The organism is Candidatus Poriferisodalis sp., assembly GCF_965205175.1.
Taxonomy (GTDB): Bacteria; Actinomycetota; Acidimicrobiia; order Acidimicrobiales; family Poriferisodalaceae; genus Poriferisodalis.
The window spans coordinates 1,028,048-1,041,900 of record NZ_OZ242038.1; the positions used below are offsets into that span (position 1 = coordinate 1,028,048).

Below are 13,853 nucleotides of genomic sequence, written 5' to 3' on the forward strand. Positions count from 1 at the left end.
TCAGCCGGACGGCCCGTAATCGAACCTGCCGACGGCGTCCAGCGTGCGCTGACGCAGCGTGTTGCAGCTGCCGAGGCGGATGATCTGCGGAGCATTGGCGATCATGGCGAAGGTCAGCACGTCGCCGTTGGTCGCCGTGCTGACGCCGGCCAGCGCCGTGCTGTCGTTCAGTTGACCGCTCTTGGCGTACACGGTGTTGGCGGCACTGCGCCCGCGCGTGGGCCGCGGCCCGCAGGTCCGCAGTGTCAGGGTTTGACCAGCGATCGACATCGAGGTGACGAAGCGAGAGCCGCTGCCCGCCGCGGCCAGCAGCCGCACGGCGGCTGCGCAGCTCATTCGATTGTGGACCGACAGCCCCGAGCCGTCCACGATCGTGACGTCATCGGCCGTCGGCCCCAGCAGCTCGCTGATCGCGGCGGTCACGGCAGCGGCCGACGCTGCCCGCGAAGCATCGCCGTGGCGCCGCCCGATCTGCTTCAGCAGCATCTCCGCGGTGGTGTTCTCCGAGAAGCGCAGGATTCGCACGAGCATCTTCGACACGGTCGGCGAGGTGATGCTGCCCATCGCCGTCGACTCGTCTGTCGCCGGAGCGCTGCCCGAACGTGGCCGGCGCCGGATGACCATGCCGCGAGCTTCGAGCAGGTCGTCGAAGTCCGAAGCGGCTGCCTGGGCGGCATCGCTGCTGCGGGTGTGGCGCCGCCGGTCGCTGCTGTAGGCCGAGTAGCCGTCGTTGATGATCAAGCCCGACAAGATGCCCACCAGATTCTCTGACAGGTAGGACTGCTTCCACACTGCCGGTGTGTCCCGCGTCGCGCCGCGCGGGCGCTGCGAGGCGTAGTCCTGCTCGCCGTCGCCAAACCAGGACCCGTCCCCGACGATTGCGCCGTCGATGACCGTGATGCCGCGAGCGCGCAGTGCGGCCATGACGCTGTCGGCCAGCTCGGTCACGTCGGTGTAGGGGCGTGCATCGGAGAGGCGCTTCATGTAGCCGGGAGTGGCCAGCACCGGGTCGCCGGCGCCGATCAGGTAGAGGTCGCCGCGCAGCACGCCGTTGCTGACTGCAGCGAGCGCGTCGGCATCGGCCACCACTCGCGTGGTGAACGTGGTGTCGGCGCCCAGCTCGCTCAGCGCCGCTGTGGCGGTGGCGAGCTTGACGAGCGATGCCGGCAGCAGCCGCGTGTCCGGTTCATGCTCGAAGACGGGCGTGCCGTTGCGATGCAGCGACATGCACATGTCCTCGGGCGCCGAGCGGGACCGCAGGGCTGCGGAGAACTCGTCGGCCAGCCGCCGCTGCCACTCGGGCACAGGGTCCTTGGGCGCCGGGTCCTTGGACTCTTCGCCGCCGCTGCCGGCGTCGGGCTTCGCGGGCTCGGTGCCGGTTGCGAGCGCCGTCGCCACCGCGCCCACTGCGGTCGCCGTTTCCCAGCGGTCTGCGCCGAAGACGCGGGTCACCTCGCGGCCCGCCAGCTTGGCCTCCGGCACGGCTGCCGTGCCGCCGACCACGTAGCCGCCGGCCGCCGCCGCAGCGAGCCTGCTGAGCTGGTCCTTCGGGAACGGTTCGTCGCGGCCCCCGGCCAGCACGATGCAGCTGTCGTCGTCGAGCACGCCTGCCAGCGTGACCGCCGAGTAGATGTCGGACTGTGCGTCCGCGTCCGAGGCGACGATCACCGGCAATGCGTCGGTGCAGTCGCCCAGCACTTCGGGCGGTGGCAAGGTGGCCGAGGCCGACGCCTGCGCGCCGGCGCTCGGCACCCACGATGCCGCCAGACCCGCGAAGGCCAGCACCGCGGCCGCCGCCGCGCCCAGCCGTCGTGTCACCACCAGCCTCCCGCGCGGTCGTCTCGTGTGCACTCGGGCTGCCGGCTCCACGGGGCGCTAGTGCCTGAACTGCCGCTCGCCGGTGAACAGCATGGCCAGGCCCAGCTCGTCGGCACGGTCGATCACGTCGTCGTCTCGCTGGGCGCCGCCGGGCTGCACCACCACCGCGACCCCCGCTTCGGCAGCGGCCTCGACGCCGTCAGGGAACGGGTAGAACGCGTCGCTCGCACACGCGCCGCCCGCAGCCCTGCCGTCAGCCTTCGCCATCGCGAGCCGGCCCGATTCGACACGGTTCTGCTGACCGGCGCCGATGCCCCACGCCGTGCGGTCGCGCGCCAGCACGATCGCATTGGACGTGACGTGCCCGCAGACCCGCCATGCGAAGCGAGCGTCGGCCAGCTCGCTCTCGGTCGGCGTCCGGCGGGTCACCACACGCCAACCCTCGGGGGGCGAAGCGAACGTGTGCGGCGACTGCACCAGCCAGCCGCCGTTCATCTGCCGCAGCGAGAGACCGGCTGCATCAGGCCGCGGCGCTTCCAGCACCCGAGTGTTTCGCCGCCGCGCCGCGATGCGCTCCGCCACGCCGTCCTCGTAACCCGGCGCCAGGATCACGTCGGCCTGCGCGGCAGCTTCGATGCACTCGACCGTTTCCAGATCGACGATCCTGTTGAAGGCAACGATCCCGCCGAATGCCGAGCGGGTGTCGCAGTCGTAGGCCCGCTGGTACACGTCGGCCAAGTCGCCCCCGGCGGCAGCACCGCAGGGGTTGGCGTGCTTCACGATCACCACCGCCGCTGCGCCTTCGGCATCGCCGAGGTCGTGTGCGATCCGCCACGCGGCGTCGGCATCGAAGAAGTTGAGGTAGCTGAGCGCCAGCCCGCTGTGCTGGTAGGCGTGATCCCACCAGACCGGCGCCCCCACGGGCCGATAGCGGGCGCCCTGCTGGTGAGGGTTCTCCCCGTAGCGGCACGCATCGACGCGCTCGAGCGCCAGATGAACCGTCGGCGGCAGGGGCGTCGGCGAACCAGCGCTGTTTGCGCTGGAGCTGATCGCACTGGTGTCGGTCTGCGGCGCGTCCTGCGGTTCGTCCAGCCACTGCACGATAGCGGCGTCGTATGCAGCGGTATGGGCGAACGCGGTCCGTGCCAGCGTTCGTCGCGTCGCACAGCTCAACGCGCCGTTCGAGGTCAGCTCGTCGAGCACCAGCGTGTAGTCGGACGGGTCCACCACCACGCCGACACCGCCGTCGCTGTCGCCGTGGTTCTTCGCCGCGGCGCGCACCATCGCCGGGCCGCCGATGTCGATCAGCTCGACACTCGGATCGGACCGGAACGGGTACAGGTTGCACACCACCAGATCGATGGCCGTGATGCCGTGCTCGGTCAGCGCTGCAGCGTGGCCGGGCTTGGAGCGGTCCGCCAGGATGCCGCCGTGGATGCGGGGGTGCAGCGTCTTCACTCGGCCGTCCAGCATCTCCGGACTGCCGGTGACGTGTTCCACCGCCAGCACCGGCACTCCCGCATCGGCCAGTGCCGCGGCTGTGCCCCCGCTGGACACGATCTCCCAGCCGAGGCCGGACAGCCGCTCGGCCAAGTCCACTACTCCGGTCTTGTCCCACACGGAGATCAACGCTCGCATATCCACGCCCTCATGTGGCACCGTTCATCGGCTGCATTGTGCTCGAACAGCTCCCAAGTCGTTCGGATCGTTCAGAAATTCAGGTCGTTCACAAATGCAGCGATCGTCGCCGGGTAGAGCTCGCGTTCCGCGGCCTTGATGCGCTCGTGCAGCGTCGTCACGTCGTCGCCGTGGCGCACCGGCACCGCTCGCTGGGCCAGAATCGGCCCGGCGTCCACCTCCGGAATGGCGAGGTGTACCGTGCAGCCGGACTCGTCCGCGCCGGCGGCGAGTGCATCGCGCACGGCGTGCCAGCCAGGGAACGCGGGCAACAGCGACGGGTGGGTGTTCAGCACCCGTTCCCGGTATCGGCCGCCGTCCCAAGCGAAGAACGAGCTGTCCAGCACCGTGCCGAATCCGGCCATCGCCACCACGTCCGCGCCGCGCCCGTGCAGCGCCGCCGCAAGCTCGCGGCTGTAACCCTCTCGCTCGAACCCCTGATTGGACGTCCGCCCGTCGGCATCTGGGGCGCCCGTCCACTGGCTTCTCGCCAGCAGCACCGTGTCGAGCCCCGCAGCTTCGGCAATGCGCAGGCCCCGACACGGTCGGTCCGCGCCGACTACCTGCACCGGCAGCCCCGCATCCAGCATTGCTTCGAGGATCGAGCCGGTTCCGGAGACCAGCACCGCCAAGCGCACCGCTCCGAAGCTACGCGGCTGGTGCGTCGGTGCCGCGGCGTGCTGTCTGAGCAACCCATGGCCCGAGGTGCTCCCGCTCCACGGTAGCCTTGCCGCCGTATGCGCCCGCCCGAGGACATGCCGCCTCCGTCGTCTGGCCGGCCAGGCGGTCGCCCCCCGACTGGACCGCCCTCGGGCGGACCGCAGAATGCCGGCGGCGCCCGCCGCACGCCGCGTCGTCCGCGCGGGCTGACCCGATTCCGCCTCATCGTCGGCATCGTCATTGCGGCCGGCATCGTCCTGCTGCTGTCGTTCCGCGGGCTCGCCGGCTTCTGGACCGATTTTCTCTGGTTCGACAGTCTGGGCTACGCCTCGGTCTGGTGGAAGGTGCTGTGGGCCAAGATCGGCCTCGGCTTGCTGTTCACCGCGATTTTCTTCGTCCTGGCGTGGGTGAACCTGTTCATTGCCGAGCGTCTGGCCGCACGAGCGGCTTCCGCGGAGCCGCTTGAGGACGTCGCTTCGCGTTGGCGCCAGCTGTCCCGCCGCAGCCGCGCGCTCATCCGTCTCGGCGTGGCGTTGATCTTGGCCTTCATGGTCGGGTCGGGCGTCTCGGGCCAGTGGGAGTCGTGGCTGTTCTTCATCAACGCCACCGACTTCGGTCTCGCTGACCCGCAGTTCGGCCGCGATGTCGGCTTCTACGTCTTCCGCCTGCCCTTCATCAACTTCTTGGTTGGCTGGGCTTTCGCCGCCGTGCTGGTCACGTTCATCTTCACCGCGATCTGGCACTACCTGAACGGCGCGATTCGGGCGCAGCCACGTACGGGCCCCCGCGTGCTGCCGTACGTGAAGGCTCACCTGTCCTTGCTGTTGGGGCTGCTGGCGCTCATCAAGGCCGTCGGCTACTACTACGACCAGTTCGAGCTGACGCTGTCCACGCGCGGCTTCGTGGACGGCGCCACCTTCACCGACGTGAACGCCCAGCTGCCGGTGCTGCGGCTGCTCATCGTCATCAGCTTGTTCAGCTTCCTGCTGCTGATCGTGAACATCTGGCGGCGCGGCTTCACCTACCCGGTGATCGCAGTGGCGCTGTGGATGGTGATCGCCGGGCTGGCCGGAGCGGCGTACCCCGCCATCGTCCAGCGCTTTCAGGTGGAGCCAGCGGAGTCCACCCGGGAAGCGCCCTACATCGAGCGCAACATCGAGATGACCCGGATCGCGCTCGGCCTCGACGACGTGTCGCCGCGTGAGTTCAACTACGAGCCGGAGCTGACCGCCGCGGACATCGAGAACAACTTCGACACGGTGCGCAACGTGCGGCTGCTGGACCCAGCAATCATGCAGGACACGTTCCAGCAGACCCAAGGGATCAAGAGCTTCTACGACTTCCGCGACATCGACGTGGATCGCTACGAGATCGACGGCAAGGTCACCCAGATCGTGCTGGCCGCCCGCGAGCTGCGCCCAACCGAGTTGCCGACCGACACGTGGGAGACCGAGCATGTCGCGTACACCCACGGCTATGGCGTAGCCGCGGCGCCGGCGAACGGGGTCGACGCCAATGGCCGACCCGCCTACGTGCTGGGGGACATTCCGGGGGTGGCGGCGCCGGGCGCGGAGGAACTTGAGCTCGAGGAGCCGGGGCTGTACGTCGGCGAGGACTTGGGCGGTTACGCCATCGTCGGCGCCAGGCGCGACGAGGTGGATTTCCAAGACGACGACGACCGCACCGAGACGACCCGCTACGACGGCGCTGACGGCGTGGGCATCGGAGGGTTGTTCCGGCGTTTGGCGTTCGCGGTGCGCTTCGCCGAGCCAAACCTGCTGGTATCGGGAGAGATCCAAGGCGAGAGCCGGATTCTGTTCAACCGCGACATCACCAAGCGGGTCGAGCTGCTGGCCCCGTTCCTGTCGTACGACAACGATCCGTACCCGGTGGTGATCGACGGCAAGGTCAAGTGGGTGCTCGACGCCTACACGACCACCACGCAGTTCCCGTACGCGCAGCGGACCAGTTCCCGCGCTGCAACAGTGGACAGCGATCTGCGCCAGCCGCACAACTACGTCCGCAACTCGGTGAAGGCCGTGGTGGACGCGCACGACGGCACGGTCACCTTCTACGTCGTGGACGACGACGATCCGATCGTGCAGTCGTATGCCAAGCAGTTCCCGGCGCTGTTCGCCTCTAGCCCGCCCCCGGATGAGCTGCGGGAGCACTTCCGCTATCCCGAAGACCTGTTCCGGGTGCAGACCGAAGCTTGGGGCCGGTACCGCCTGAGCGACCCGTCGGAGTTCTACGACGCCGCGGGTGCCTGGGCGGTGGCGCAGGACCCGGGCGACTCCATCGGCCAGACGACTGTCGATGTGGTGCGTGACGAAACCACTGGTCAGGTGATCTCCACCGCCGAGGCCCGCATTGCGCCGCAGTACCTGCTGTTCCGACTGCCTGGCGACGACTCGCCGTCGTTCGTGAGCTTCCGACCGTTCGTGCCCTTCTCCGAGGACGATTCGCGCAAGAACCTCGAGGGCTTCATGGTGGTCCACAATGATCCGGACCGCTACGGGCAGATCGAGGTCTTCGAGATCCGGTCCGACCAGCCGATCGACGGCCCGGCGCTGTTCAATTCGAACATTCAGACCGAGGAGGAGATCTCCGAACGTCTCACGCTGCTGAACCAGAACGGCTCGGTGGTGCGGCCCGGCAACCTGCTGCTCATCCCCGTGGAGAACTCGCTGCTGTACGTGCGGCCGCTGTTCATTGCGGCGACGGGGGCCACTGCGGTGCCTGAGCTGCAGCTGGTGATCGCCGGCATCGGGTCGCAGGTGGTGATCTCTGAGACGTTCGAGGGGGCGCTGGAGAAGGCCATCGGCGCGGCAGACATCGACCTCGGCAACGGCACGATACGTCCGAGCGGCGCGGCGCCTGACACCGCCGACACTGACGCCGGCGCCACGCCGAGTACTGGCGCTCCGCAAGACGAGCCGGACGACGGGCCAGGCGACGAACCGGCACCCACGCCGGAGACCGGCTCGGCCAGCGACCTGCTCGAACAGGCCGTCGCCGCGTTCGGCCGGGCCGATGCCGCCTTGAGCAACAAGGATTTGGCTGCCTACCAGCAGGCCGTCGAGGAGGCGGAGCGTCTGATCGCCAGAGCCGCTCGCATCCTCGAGCAGGCCGCCACCGGCTGAGCCGGCTACGCAACACCGGCTGAGCCGACCTCGCCGGCGCTTGCGGAAGCGGGCGCGCTGCTGCTAGAGTGGTGTCATACGCCGCGGGGTGGAGCAGTCTGGTAGCTCGTCGGGCTCATAACCCGAAGGTCGCAGGTTCAAATCCTGCCCCCGCCACCACCAGAGCTTGGGCCGCAACATGACTCCGACGCTCTACCGCGACACTGGGTACTCCCTGACCCACTTGGTGGAGGACATCAAGCACGGCAACATCGCACTGCCCGACATTCAGCGACCGTTCGTCTGGTCGGCGGCGCAGACGCGTGATCTCTTCGACTCGCTCTACCGCGGGTACCCGGTCGGCACGCTGATGTTCTGGGAGACCGGCACCGATGTCGGTACACGTCAGGTCGGCGGTGGCGACAACGACAAGGTGGCGAAGCTGCTCATCGTGGACGGCCAGCAGCGCCTCACGTCGCTCTACGCGGTGCTGACCGGCAGGTCTGTCCTCACCAAGTCCTTCGACGAGATGAGGATCCGGATCTCGTTCCGTCCTGTCGATGAGACCTTTGAGGTGACCGATGCCGCAATCGAACGAGATCCTGAGTTCATTCCGGATATCACTGCGCTCTGGGACCATGGCTACCGTCCGACGGTACGCAAGTTCTTTGCGCGACTGGCCGAAGGACGCAGCGTCGAACTGACCGAGGAGGAGGAAGACGAACTCGAAGACCGCATCGACCGCGTCTACGACCTCCAGAACTTCCGGTTTCAGGTGATTGAGCTCAACGCTGCCGCGGACGAGGAGCAGGTTGCCGACATCTTCGTCCGCATCAACTCCGAGGGAGTAAAACTCAACCAAGCTGACTTCATCCTCACGCTGCTGTCGGTCCACTGGGAGAAAGGCCGTCGCCAGCTAGAGCAGTTCTGTCGTGATGCCGTCGATCCGAAGGTGAAGGGACCCTCACCGAGAAACGCATTCATCGATCCGAGCCCAGATCAACTCCTCCGTGCTGCGGTCGGTCTGGCGTTCCGCCGTGGGCGTCTGCAGCACGTCTACAGCATCCTGCGGGGCAAAGAACTGGAAACAGGCGATGTCTCAGCCGAGCGGCGGACAGCGCAGTTCGAAAAACTGCGCCGTGCCCAGGATGAAGTCATTGATCTGACGAACTGGCACGAGTACCTCAAGTGTCTGACACACGCAGGGTTCCGCAGCCGACGGCTGATTGCCTCGAAGAATGCGCTCATCTACACCTACATCATCTGGCTGATCGGGAAGCGCGATTTCGGACTCGACCACAGGACGCTGCGCAGCGTGATTGCCCGCTGGTTCTTCATGGCTCACACCACGGGCCGTTACACGGGTTCGAATGAAACTCAGATCGAGGCGGATTTGAGCCGAATCGCCGCCTTGACTGTGGGCGATGCTGAAGGGTTCTGTGCCGAGCTTGACCGTATCGTGCGCTCCAACTTCACGCGTGATTATTGGGATATATCGCTTCCGAACCGCCTCGACACGTCGTCATCGCGCTCACCGGCCCTGTTTGCATATTGGGCAGCTCTCAACTTGCTCGATGCCGAGCTGCTGTTCAGCGACCTGAGGATACGTGATTTTCTGGATGCTCAGAGTACGGCGCCTCGTTCGATCGAGCGCCATCACCTCTTTCCCAAGGCACACCTCAAGTCCGAGGGGATCGCGGGAACACGGCAAGTCAACGCGATTGCGAATATGGCATTCCTCGACTGATCCGAGAATGCCGCTATTCGCGATGACGGCCCGCGTGAGTACTGGGGAGTCATGTCGCATCAGCTGGATCCCGAGCGGCTTGCACGCCAAGTGCGCTGGCACGCGCTTCCGGTGGAGTGGGAGCAGCTTGACTACGCCACCTTCCTCGAGCGCCGCCGGGACCTCATCGCTCAGGTCGTGCGCGACGGGTTCGAGCGCCTTTGGGACGACAAGGCCGTTCCGGAACCATCATCGACGCTCGCAGACTTGCTTGCCGTCGGTGAGTCGCAGACCGTCGAGTACAAGTCGACTGCCCGTTGGAACAAGCACGCCGGCAAGGCCGACAAGAAGATGGAGCACGTCATCGCCAAGAGCGTGTGCGGATTTCTCAACGCCGAGGGCGGGACGCTGCTCATCGGCGTGGACGACGAAGCCAATGTGCTCGGTCTCGATGATTACATGCAGACGCTGGGCGGCAGAGCGAACTGCGACGGCTACGAACTCGTCCTGCGCCAACTGCTCGACGACAGACTGTCGATCCAGACGGTCGGTGTCGTTCGCATCAGCTTCGATCAGTTCGCAGATGTCGATGTCTGCTTGGTATCGGTCGCAGCATCAGGCAAGCCCGTATTCTCGAAGCCGCACGAGGGCGGGCAGCTGCACACTGAGTTCTGGGTCCGAATCGGCAATGCGACGAAGCAGTTGCACGGCGACGACCTGCTCGACTACCAGTCGGACCACTGGGGCTGAGGTCCGCCGAGTTCCGCCTCGGCAACAGCGTGAGCTACGTTCTGGCAGTGGCCTCGCGGCGGTCGTCGGTCGCGACTTCGGACAACGATGCGAGGGCCGTTCGCAGCTGCGCGTCGAGGTCGGAGTTGCGCACGAACCCGCTGCTGGTGTCGAAATTCTCGCCGAACTTGGGGATGGCCAGGCTGGCCAGCACCTGGCTGCCGAAATACCTCGCGAGCTCACCGGCGGCCCGCAGCACGAAGCCGCCTCCGCCGCTGCCCGGCGACGTCGACAGCATCACGATCGGGCGGCCTTGGTACACGCGCATGTCGATTCTCGACGCCCAGTCGAAGACGTTCTTGTAGGCGGCGGTGTACGAGCCGTTGTGCTCGGCGAACGAGATCAACAACGCGTCCGCCGAGCCGATCAGGCGGTAGAAGTCGTGGGCTTGCTGCGGAATCCCATCGGCGTTCTGCCGGTCGATGCTGTAGATCGGCATCTCGAAGTCGTTCAGGTCGAGCGTGCTGGTCTCTACTGCACCACTCGACAGGCCCTCGATGTGCCCCCCGGCGATCAGGCGGACGGCGTAGCCGACGAGCTGTCGGTTGATGGACTCGCTGCTGTTGGAAGCAGCAAACGCCAAGAGCTTCATCTCGCGAGCCTCGTTTCGCAGCAGCACCAGTGAGAAGTCAATTCGGACGCAACCGAGAGCACGCGAGTCGGGCCGGCCGCATCGTTCAGCATGGCAAACCCGCAGGTGCGTGGTGCATCGTAGGTGCGAACTTGCGAGCAACCGCTGCGCCGACATGTCCGGTCTCACAGGGCGGTGCTTGGCATCGGGGACACCGATCCGATGGCCGCTGGACTGGGGCGCCCGCATGGGCGCGTTGCTGATGCTGGCGTCCACGACCGTGTGAGGCTTGTGGCCTATGCTGTTCTGTGTTCATGTATACAAGAATACAGAACACTGCTAGTCTTGTGTCGTGCCCAGACGGACCAGCGGTGAGATCGAGCGGGATGCCATCGATGATCTGATCGCCGCGCTGTCAGATCTGGCAATTCCCGCCGCGCTCGCCCCGCGGACAACTCCCGTTTGCGGAGACGGTGATGCTGTGCTCGACATTGCGGGTCGCCGATTCGATGTCGAGGTAAAGCCGGTGATCACAGCTGCGCAGGACGGGCTGCGTCGACAGGCCGAAACGCGGCGGGTGCCGCTGATCTGCGTCGCGGACCGGATCGCGGCCGAAGCTAAGCGATCTTTGAGCGATGCTCGGGTCAACTTCTTCGACCGTCGCGGGCACCTGCGAATTGTTGACCCGCCCATCGTGATTGATGCGAAGGTGGCACCGGCGCTGCCGGGAGCATTGAGTGCAGGTGCCTCGCTCAGGAGCCAGGTCTCCAAGGAAGTGGCTGTCGCTTGCTTGCTGACACCGCATCAGCGTCACGGCGTACGCGAGATCGCCCGCTACATCCACCGAGCCCCGAGCGCAGTATCCGGTGCCATGGCGGACTTGCGAGACGATGGTCTACTGACCGCCAAGGGTGAGGCGTTAGTCCCAGAGCTATTTTGGGAGCTGGTGGGAGAGTGGAGGAGCAAACCCATCTCACTGGCTGCGCTGCCGGACCCAAGCGCTCACGGCGCGGAGAGGCTCCAGCTTGGCTTGGACCAGCCGGACGAGACGACGGGTTGGGCTCTCACGAATACGCTCGCTGCAGTTTCGTGGGGTATGCCAATCGTCGCACGAGGCGACCATCCTCCAGACTTCTACGTACCCACGGAGTCAGAGTTCCGCGCAGCACGCTCGGTGCTTGGCGAGGTCAGCGATCCGAGCTACCGCGCATGTTCCGTCGCTGTGACACCGATTCGGCTCGCCTGTCTTCGGCGTGATGACCATTCGTTGACCACAGGGGAATGTTGGCCAGTCGCCAACCACATCGTGGTCGCCCTCGACATTGCCCAAGATCGTGCCCGCGGCCGTGAAGTGCTGGAGCAGTGGCTGCCCGAGCAGGTCGCGCGTGTCTGGTGATCCTGTCGTTCTCGTAGGCGACCGTCGCAACCGCATCCGATCATTTGTTGCTGCGCTGGCGCGCTTCCCGGCAGAACCCAAATGGGCTGTTGTCGGAGGTTTCGCCGTGAACGTTCGGATCAACCATGTGCATCGCATGACCAACGACATCGACATGGTGAGTCGGGAGCAGATGTCGCTCGTCGAAGTCCTCGTCCTTCAGTCCGGTGCTGACCGTGTGGATGCTGCCAAGCTGCGGCTTGACCAAGATGGCACGACAATTTCGGTCGACGTGATGGCTGATACTGCGGATATGCCGCTGCCGACAGATTCGAGCAGCCGGGCGTTCGCGCTCGCTCGGCGCATGGCGTCGGCGACCGCCGAGTCAATGGTGCTGCAAGTCGTCGAAGGAGGAGAGACAGCCGCTAGGGCGACTGTGCCGATAGCGACCGCCGCCGCGCTCATTGCGCTGAAGACGGTGGCTATCCCGCGACGAGCGCGAAGCAACAGCCCAGCGAAGGTCGGTTCCGACATCCACGATCTTGTTCGGCTCGTTCAGGTATGCGACTTCGATGCCGTGTGCCGCGCGATGTCGAGCGGCGGTGACGACTTGCGCCAGTATGTCGGTGCCACACTCGTCAGTTGGTTCTCGCCGGACCTGGACTTGCGCTACACCTTCGCACGGCTCCGTCGGTTAGCGCGCTCGCCCGACGCTGACGCACTCACAGAAGACGATCTCGCGCTGGCCGCCGATCTCGGACGCCTTCTCAGGTAACTGCTAGTTGCAGAGGCCTTGGGCGCTGACGCCGCGCTCGGTGTAGCACATCAGCGTGGCCTCGACGTTGCGGAGCGTGAACCCTCCAGCGCTGCGGGTGGCGAACACGTGCAGGCGGTAACCGCGAATCGAGTCGTCAGGCTGACCCACGACGTCCACGGTGACCTCGCTGACGTCGTCGACCGTGGGCTCGCCGGAGATCCGCACACGCGACTCGGGTTCCGCAGATGCCATCGCGCCCGCCACGGTCCGCCCGAGCGCCGCCAGGTTCGCTGCAGTAGGTGTCGAGCCGAGCCGCGCCACAACCTCGGTCGTCGTGTCCACCGTGGCGCCCAACGGTGTCACGTACTCGCCGCTGACCCAGCCCAGCACTCCGGCGGCATGCACCTCGTGCCACGCCACGTCCGACAGCTCCTGCACCGTGCCAGTTGGGACAATGCCTGTCGCTTCCGAGTTGAGCTTGGCCACGATCTGGCCGCCCGGCTCCTCGCGTACGTTGAGCGTGCTGTCGTAGCCGATGCCGACGACTGCCAGCACCAACTGCGGCTCCGGTGCCGGCGCATCTGCGCCGTCGTTGTCGGCGCCTTCGCCCGCCGCTGCCGCTGTGGTGGCCGTCACCACCGGCAGCACGACCGTCGTGGCCGGCGGCAGCGTCTGCACGGTGCCAATCGTGGTGGTGGGCAGCGCGTCCGGCATCGTCACTGCCGGCACCGAGGTCGTCGAACTGGCAGCGGCCTGGGCGCCGCTGTCGTCGGTGTCCCCGACCGCGACGACCAGCGCCGCAATTGCGACAACCAGCGCCAGCAATGCCACGCCCAGCGGCAGCCGATCCTTCATGGCGATCATGCCCTGCGAAGGCGGGCGCTCCGTCTCGTGGGCTTCGGGAAAATCGGTCGAACCGGTCATTGCTGTCCTTGAGTTCGGCTGTCTTTGAGATCGAGTCCGATCGCAGCGATCGGCGTGGTCATCTGCATCTGCGGCGGCGAAGCCATGAGCGGCCTGAACGCATCCATCGCCTGCTGCATGGCCGCTGTTTGACCGTGGCCCTGCATCGACTCGGCATCGGCCATGAGGGCGAAGAACCAGAACGTGTTTCCGTCACCACGGTGGTACGAGTAGATCTCGACACCCGGTTCCTGCTTGGCAGCCTCCACCATCGAGGCCAAGACGGCCTCCATCTCCTCGGCCTTGCCGTCTTGGCAGTCGAAGCTGCCGATCATCGCTGCCTTGCCCATGGCCGCCGCTCCCGTTGGTGCTGGTGATGTTGCGGCCTCGCCGCTGTGCCATGCCTACCACGTGTCGTCGCGATATGCCGTGACCCCGAAGTCGTCCCGCTGCGG

The 13,853-nt window shown here is 66.4% G+C and carries 11 protein-coding genes and 1 tRNA gene; 6 read left to right on the top strand and 6 right to left on the bottom strand.

What is annotated here, in order from left to right:
• From ACOGI4_RS04560 to purN, 3 genes are all read right to left on the bottom strand, one after another.
• Entirely contained in the window at positions 1-1,818 is a 1,818-nt protein-coding gene (locus ACOGI4_RS04560; protein WP_419842747.1) for a D-alanyl-D-alanine carboxypeptidase, read from the bottom strand.
• A gap of 57 nt (positions 1,819-1,875) precedes the next feature.
• Positions 1,876-3,456 (bottom strand): bifunctional phosphoribosylaminoimidazolecarboxamide formyltransferase/IMP cyclohydrolase, encoded by a 1,581-nt coding sequence (purH, locus tag ACOGI4_RS04565; protein WP_419843088.1) that lies wholly within the window; start codon positions 3,454-3,456, stop codon positions 1,876-1,878.
• A gap of 71 nt (positions 3,457-3,527) precedes the next feature.
• Entirely contained in the window at positions 3,528-4,133 is a 606-nt protein-coding gene (purN, locus tag ACOGI4_RS04570) for a phosphoribosylglycinamide formyltransferase (RefSeq protein WP_419842748.1), read from the bottom strand.
• A gap of 99 nt (positions 4,134-4,232) precedes the next feature.
• Here purN and ACOGI4_RS04575 point away from each other — a divergent pair, with 99 nt between their 5' ends.
• The 4 genes from ACOGI4_RS04575 (at position 4,233) to ACOGI4_RS04590 (ending at position 9,753) form a co-directional block, all read left to right on the top strand.
• Positions 4,233-7,298, top strand: coding sequence for a UPF0182 family protein (locus ACOGI4_RS04575; RefSeq protein ID WP_419842749.1), 3,066 nt, complete (start codon positions 4,233-4,235; stop codon positions 7,296-7,298).
• Between the two features lie 82 nt (positions 7,299-7,380).
• Positions 7,381-7,457 (top strand) — tRNA-Met (locus ACOGI4_RS04580).
• Between the two features lie 19 nt (positions 7,458-7,476).
• Positions 7,477-9,024 (top strand): GmrSD restriction endonuclease domain-containing protein, encoded by a 1,548-nt coding sequence (locus ACOGI4_RS04585; protein WP_419842750.1) that lies wholly within the window; start codon positions 7,477-7,479, stop codon positions 9,022-9,024.
• Positions 9,025-9,075: 51 nt separating this feature from the next.
• Positions 9,076-9,753: a helix-turn-helix domain-containing protein gene (locus tag ACOGI4_RS04590; protein ID WP_419842751.1), complete on the top strand. Its 678-nt coding sequence runs from the start codon at positions 9,076-9,078 to the stop codon at positions 9,751-9,753.
• A gap of 34 nt (positions 9,754-9,787) precedes the next feature.
• On the opposite strand, the gene ACOGI4_RS04595 is transcribed toward ACOGI4_RS04590, so the two are convergent.
• Entirely contained in the window at positions 9,788-10,384 is a 597-nt protein-coding gene (locus ACOGI4_RS04595; RefSeq protein ID WP_419843089.1) for an NADPH-dependent FMN reductase, read from the bottom strand.
• A gap of 331 nt (positions 10,385-10,715) precedes the next feature.
• On the opposite strand from ACOGI4_RS04595, the gene ACOGI4_RS04600 reads away from it, so the two are divergent.
• Positions 10,716-11,759 carry a hypothetical protein gene (locus tag ACOGI4_RS04600; RefSeq protein ID WP_419842752.1) on the top strand — a complete coding sequence of 348 codons (1,044 nt, stop codon included), beginning with the start codon at positions 10,716-10,718 and terminating at the stop codon, positions 11,757-11,759.
• Positions 11,749-12,513 carry a nucleotidyl transferase AbiEii/AbiGii toxin family protein gene (locus ACOGI4_RS04605; protein ID WP_419842753.1) on the top strand — a complete coding sequence of 255 codons (765 nt, stop codon included), beginning with the start codon at positions 11,749-11,751 and terminating at the stop codon, positions 12,511-12,513. Before ACOGI4_RS04600 ends, ACOGI4_RS04605 begins: the two co-directional genes overlap by 11 nt.
• A gap of 3 nt (positions 12,514-12,516) precedes the next feature.
• On the opposite strand, the gene ACOGI4_RS04610 is transcribed toward ACOGI4_RS04605, so the two are convergent.
• Together ACOGI4_RS04610 and ACOGI4_RS04615 are read right to left on the bottom strand one after the other, a co-directional pair.
• On the bottom strand, positions 12,517-13,419 hold the full coding sequence (locus ACOGI4_RS04610) for an SH3 domain-containing protein (protein WP_419842754.1): 903 nt from the start codon (positions 13,417-13,419) through the stop codon (positions 12,517-12,519).
• Positions 13,416-13,748, bottom strand: coding sequence for a putative quinol monooxygenase (locus tag ACOGI4_RS04615; protein WP_419842755.1), 333 nt, complete (start codon positions 13,746-13,748; stop codon positions 13,416-13,418). Before ACOGI4_RS04615 ends, ACOGI4_RS04610 begins: the two co-directional genes overlap by 4 nt.
• Positions 13,749-13,853 lie beyond the last annotated feature (105 nt).

Excerpts from the sequence above, each read along its gene's own strand:
- purH (WP_419843088.1), bottom strand. The coding sequence starts at position 3,456 with ATGCGAGCGTTGATCTCCGTGTGGGACAAGACCGGAGTAGTGGACTTG.
- ACOGI4_RS04575 (WP_419842749.1), top strand. The coding sequence starts at position 4,233 with ATGCGCCCGCCCGAGGACATGCCGCCTCCGTCGTCTGGCCGGCCAGGC.
- ACOGI4_RS04585 (WP_419842750.1), top strand. The coding sequence starts at position 7,477 with ATGACTCCGACGCTCTACCGCGACACTGGGTACTCCCTGACCCACTTG.
- ACOGI4_RS04590 (WP_419842751.1), top strand. The coding sequence starts at position 9,076 with ATGTCGCATCAGCTGGATCCCGAGCGGCTTGCACGCCAAGTGCGCTGG.
- ACOGI4_RS04595 (WP_419843089.1), bottom strand. The coding sequence starts at position 10,384 with ATGAAGCTCTTGGCGTTTGCTGCTTCCAACAGCAGCGAGTCCATCAAC.
- ACOGI4_RS04610 (WP_419842754.1), bottom strand. The coding sequence starts at position 13,419 with ATGACCGGTTCGACCGATTTTCCCGAAGCCCACGAGACGGAGCGCCCG.
- ACOGI4_RS04615 (WP_419842755.1), bottom strand. The coding sequence starts at position 13,748 with ATGGGCAAGGCAGCGATGATCGGCAGCTTCGACTGCCAAGACGGCAAG.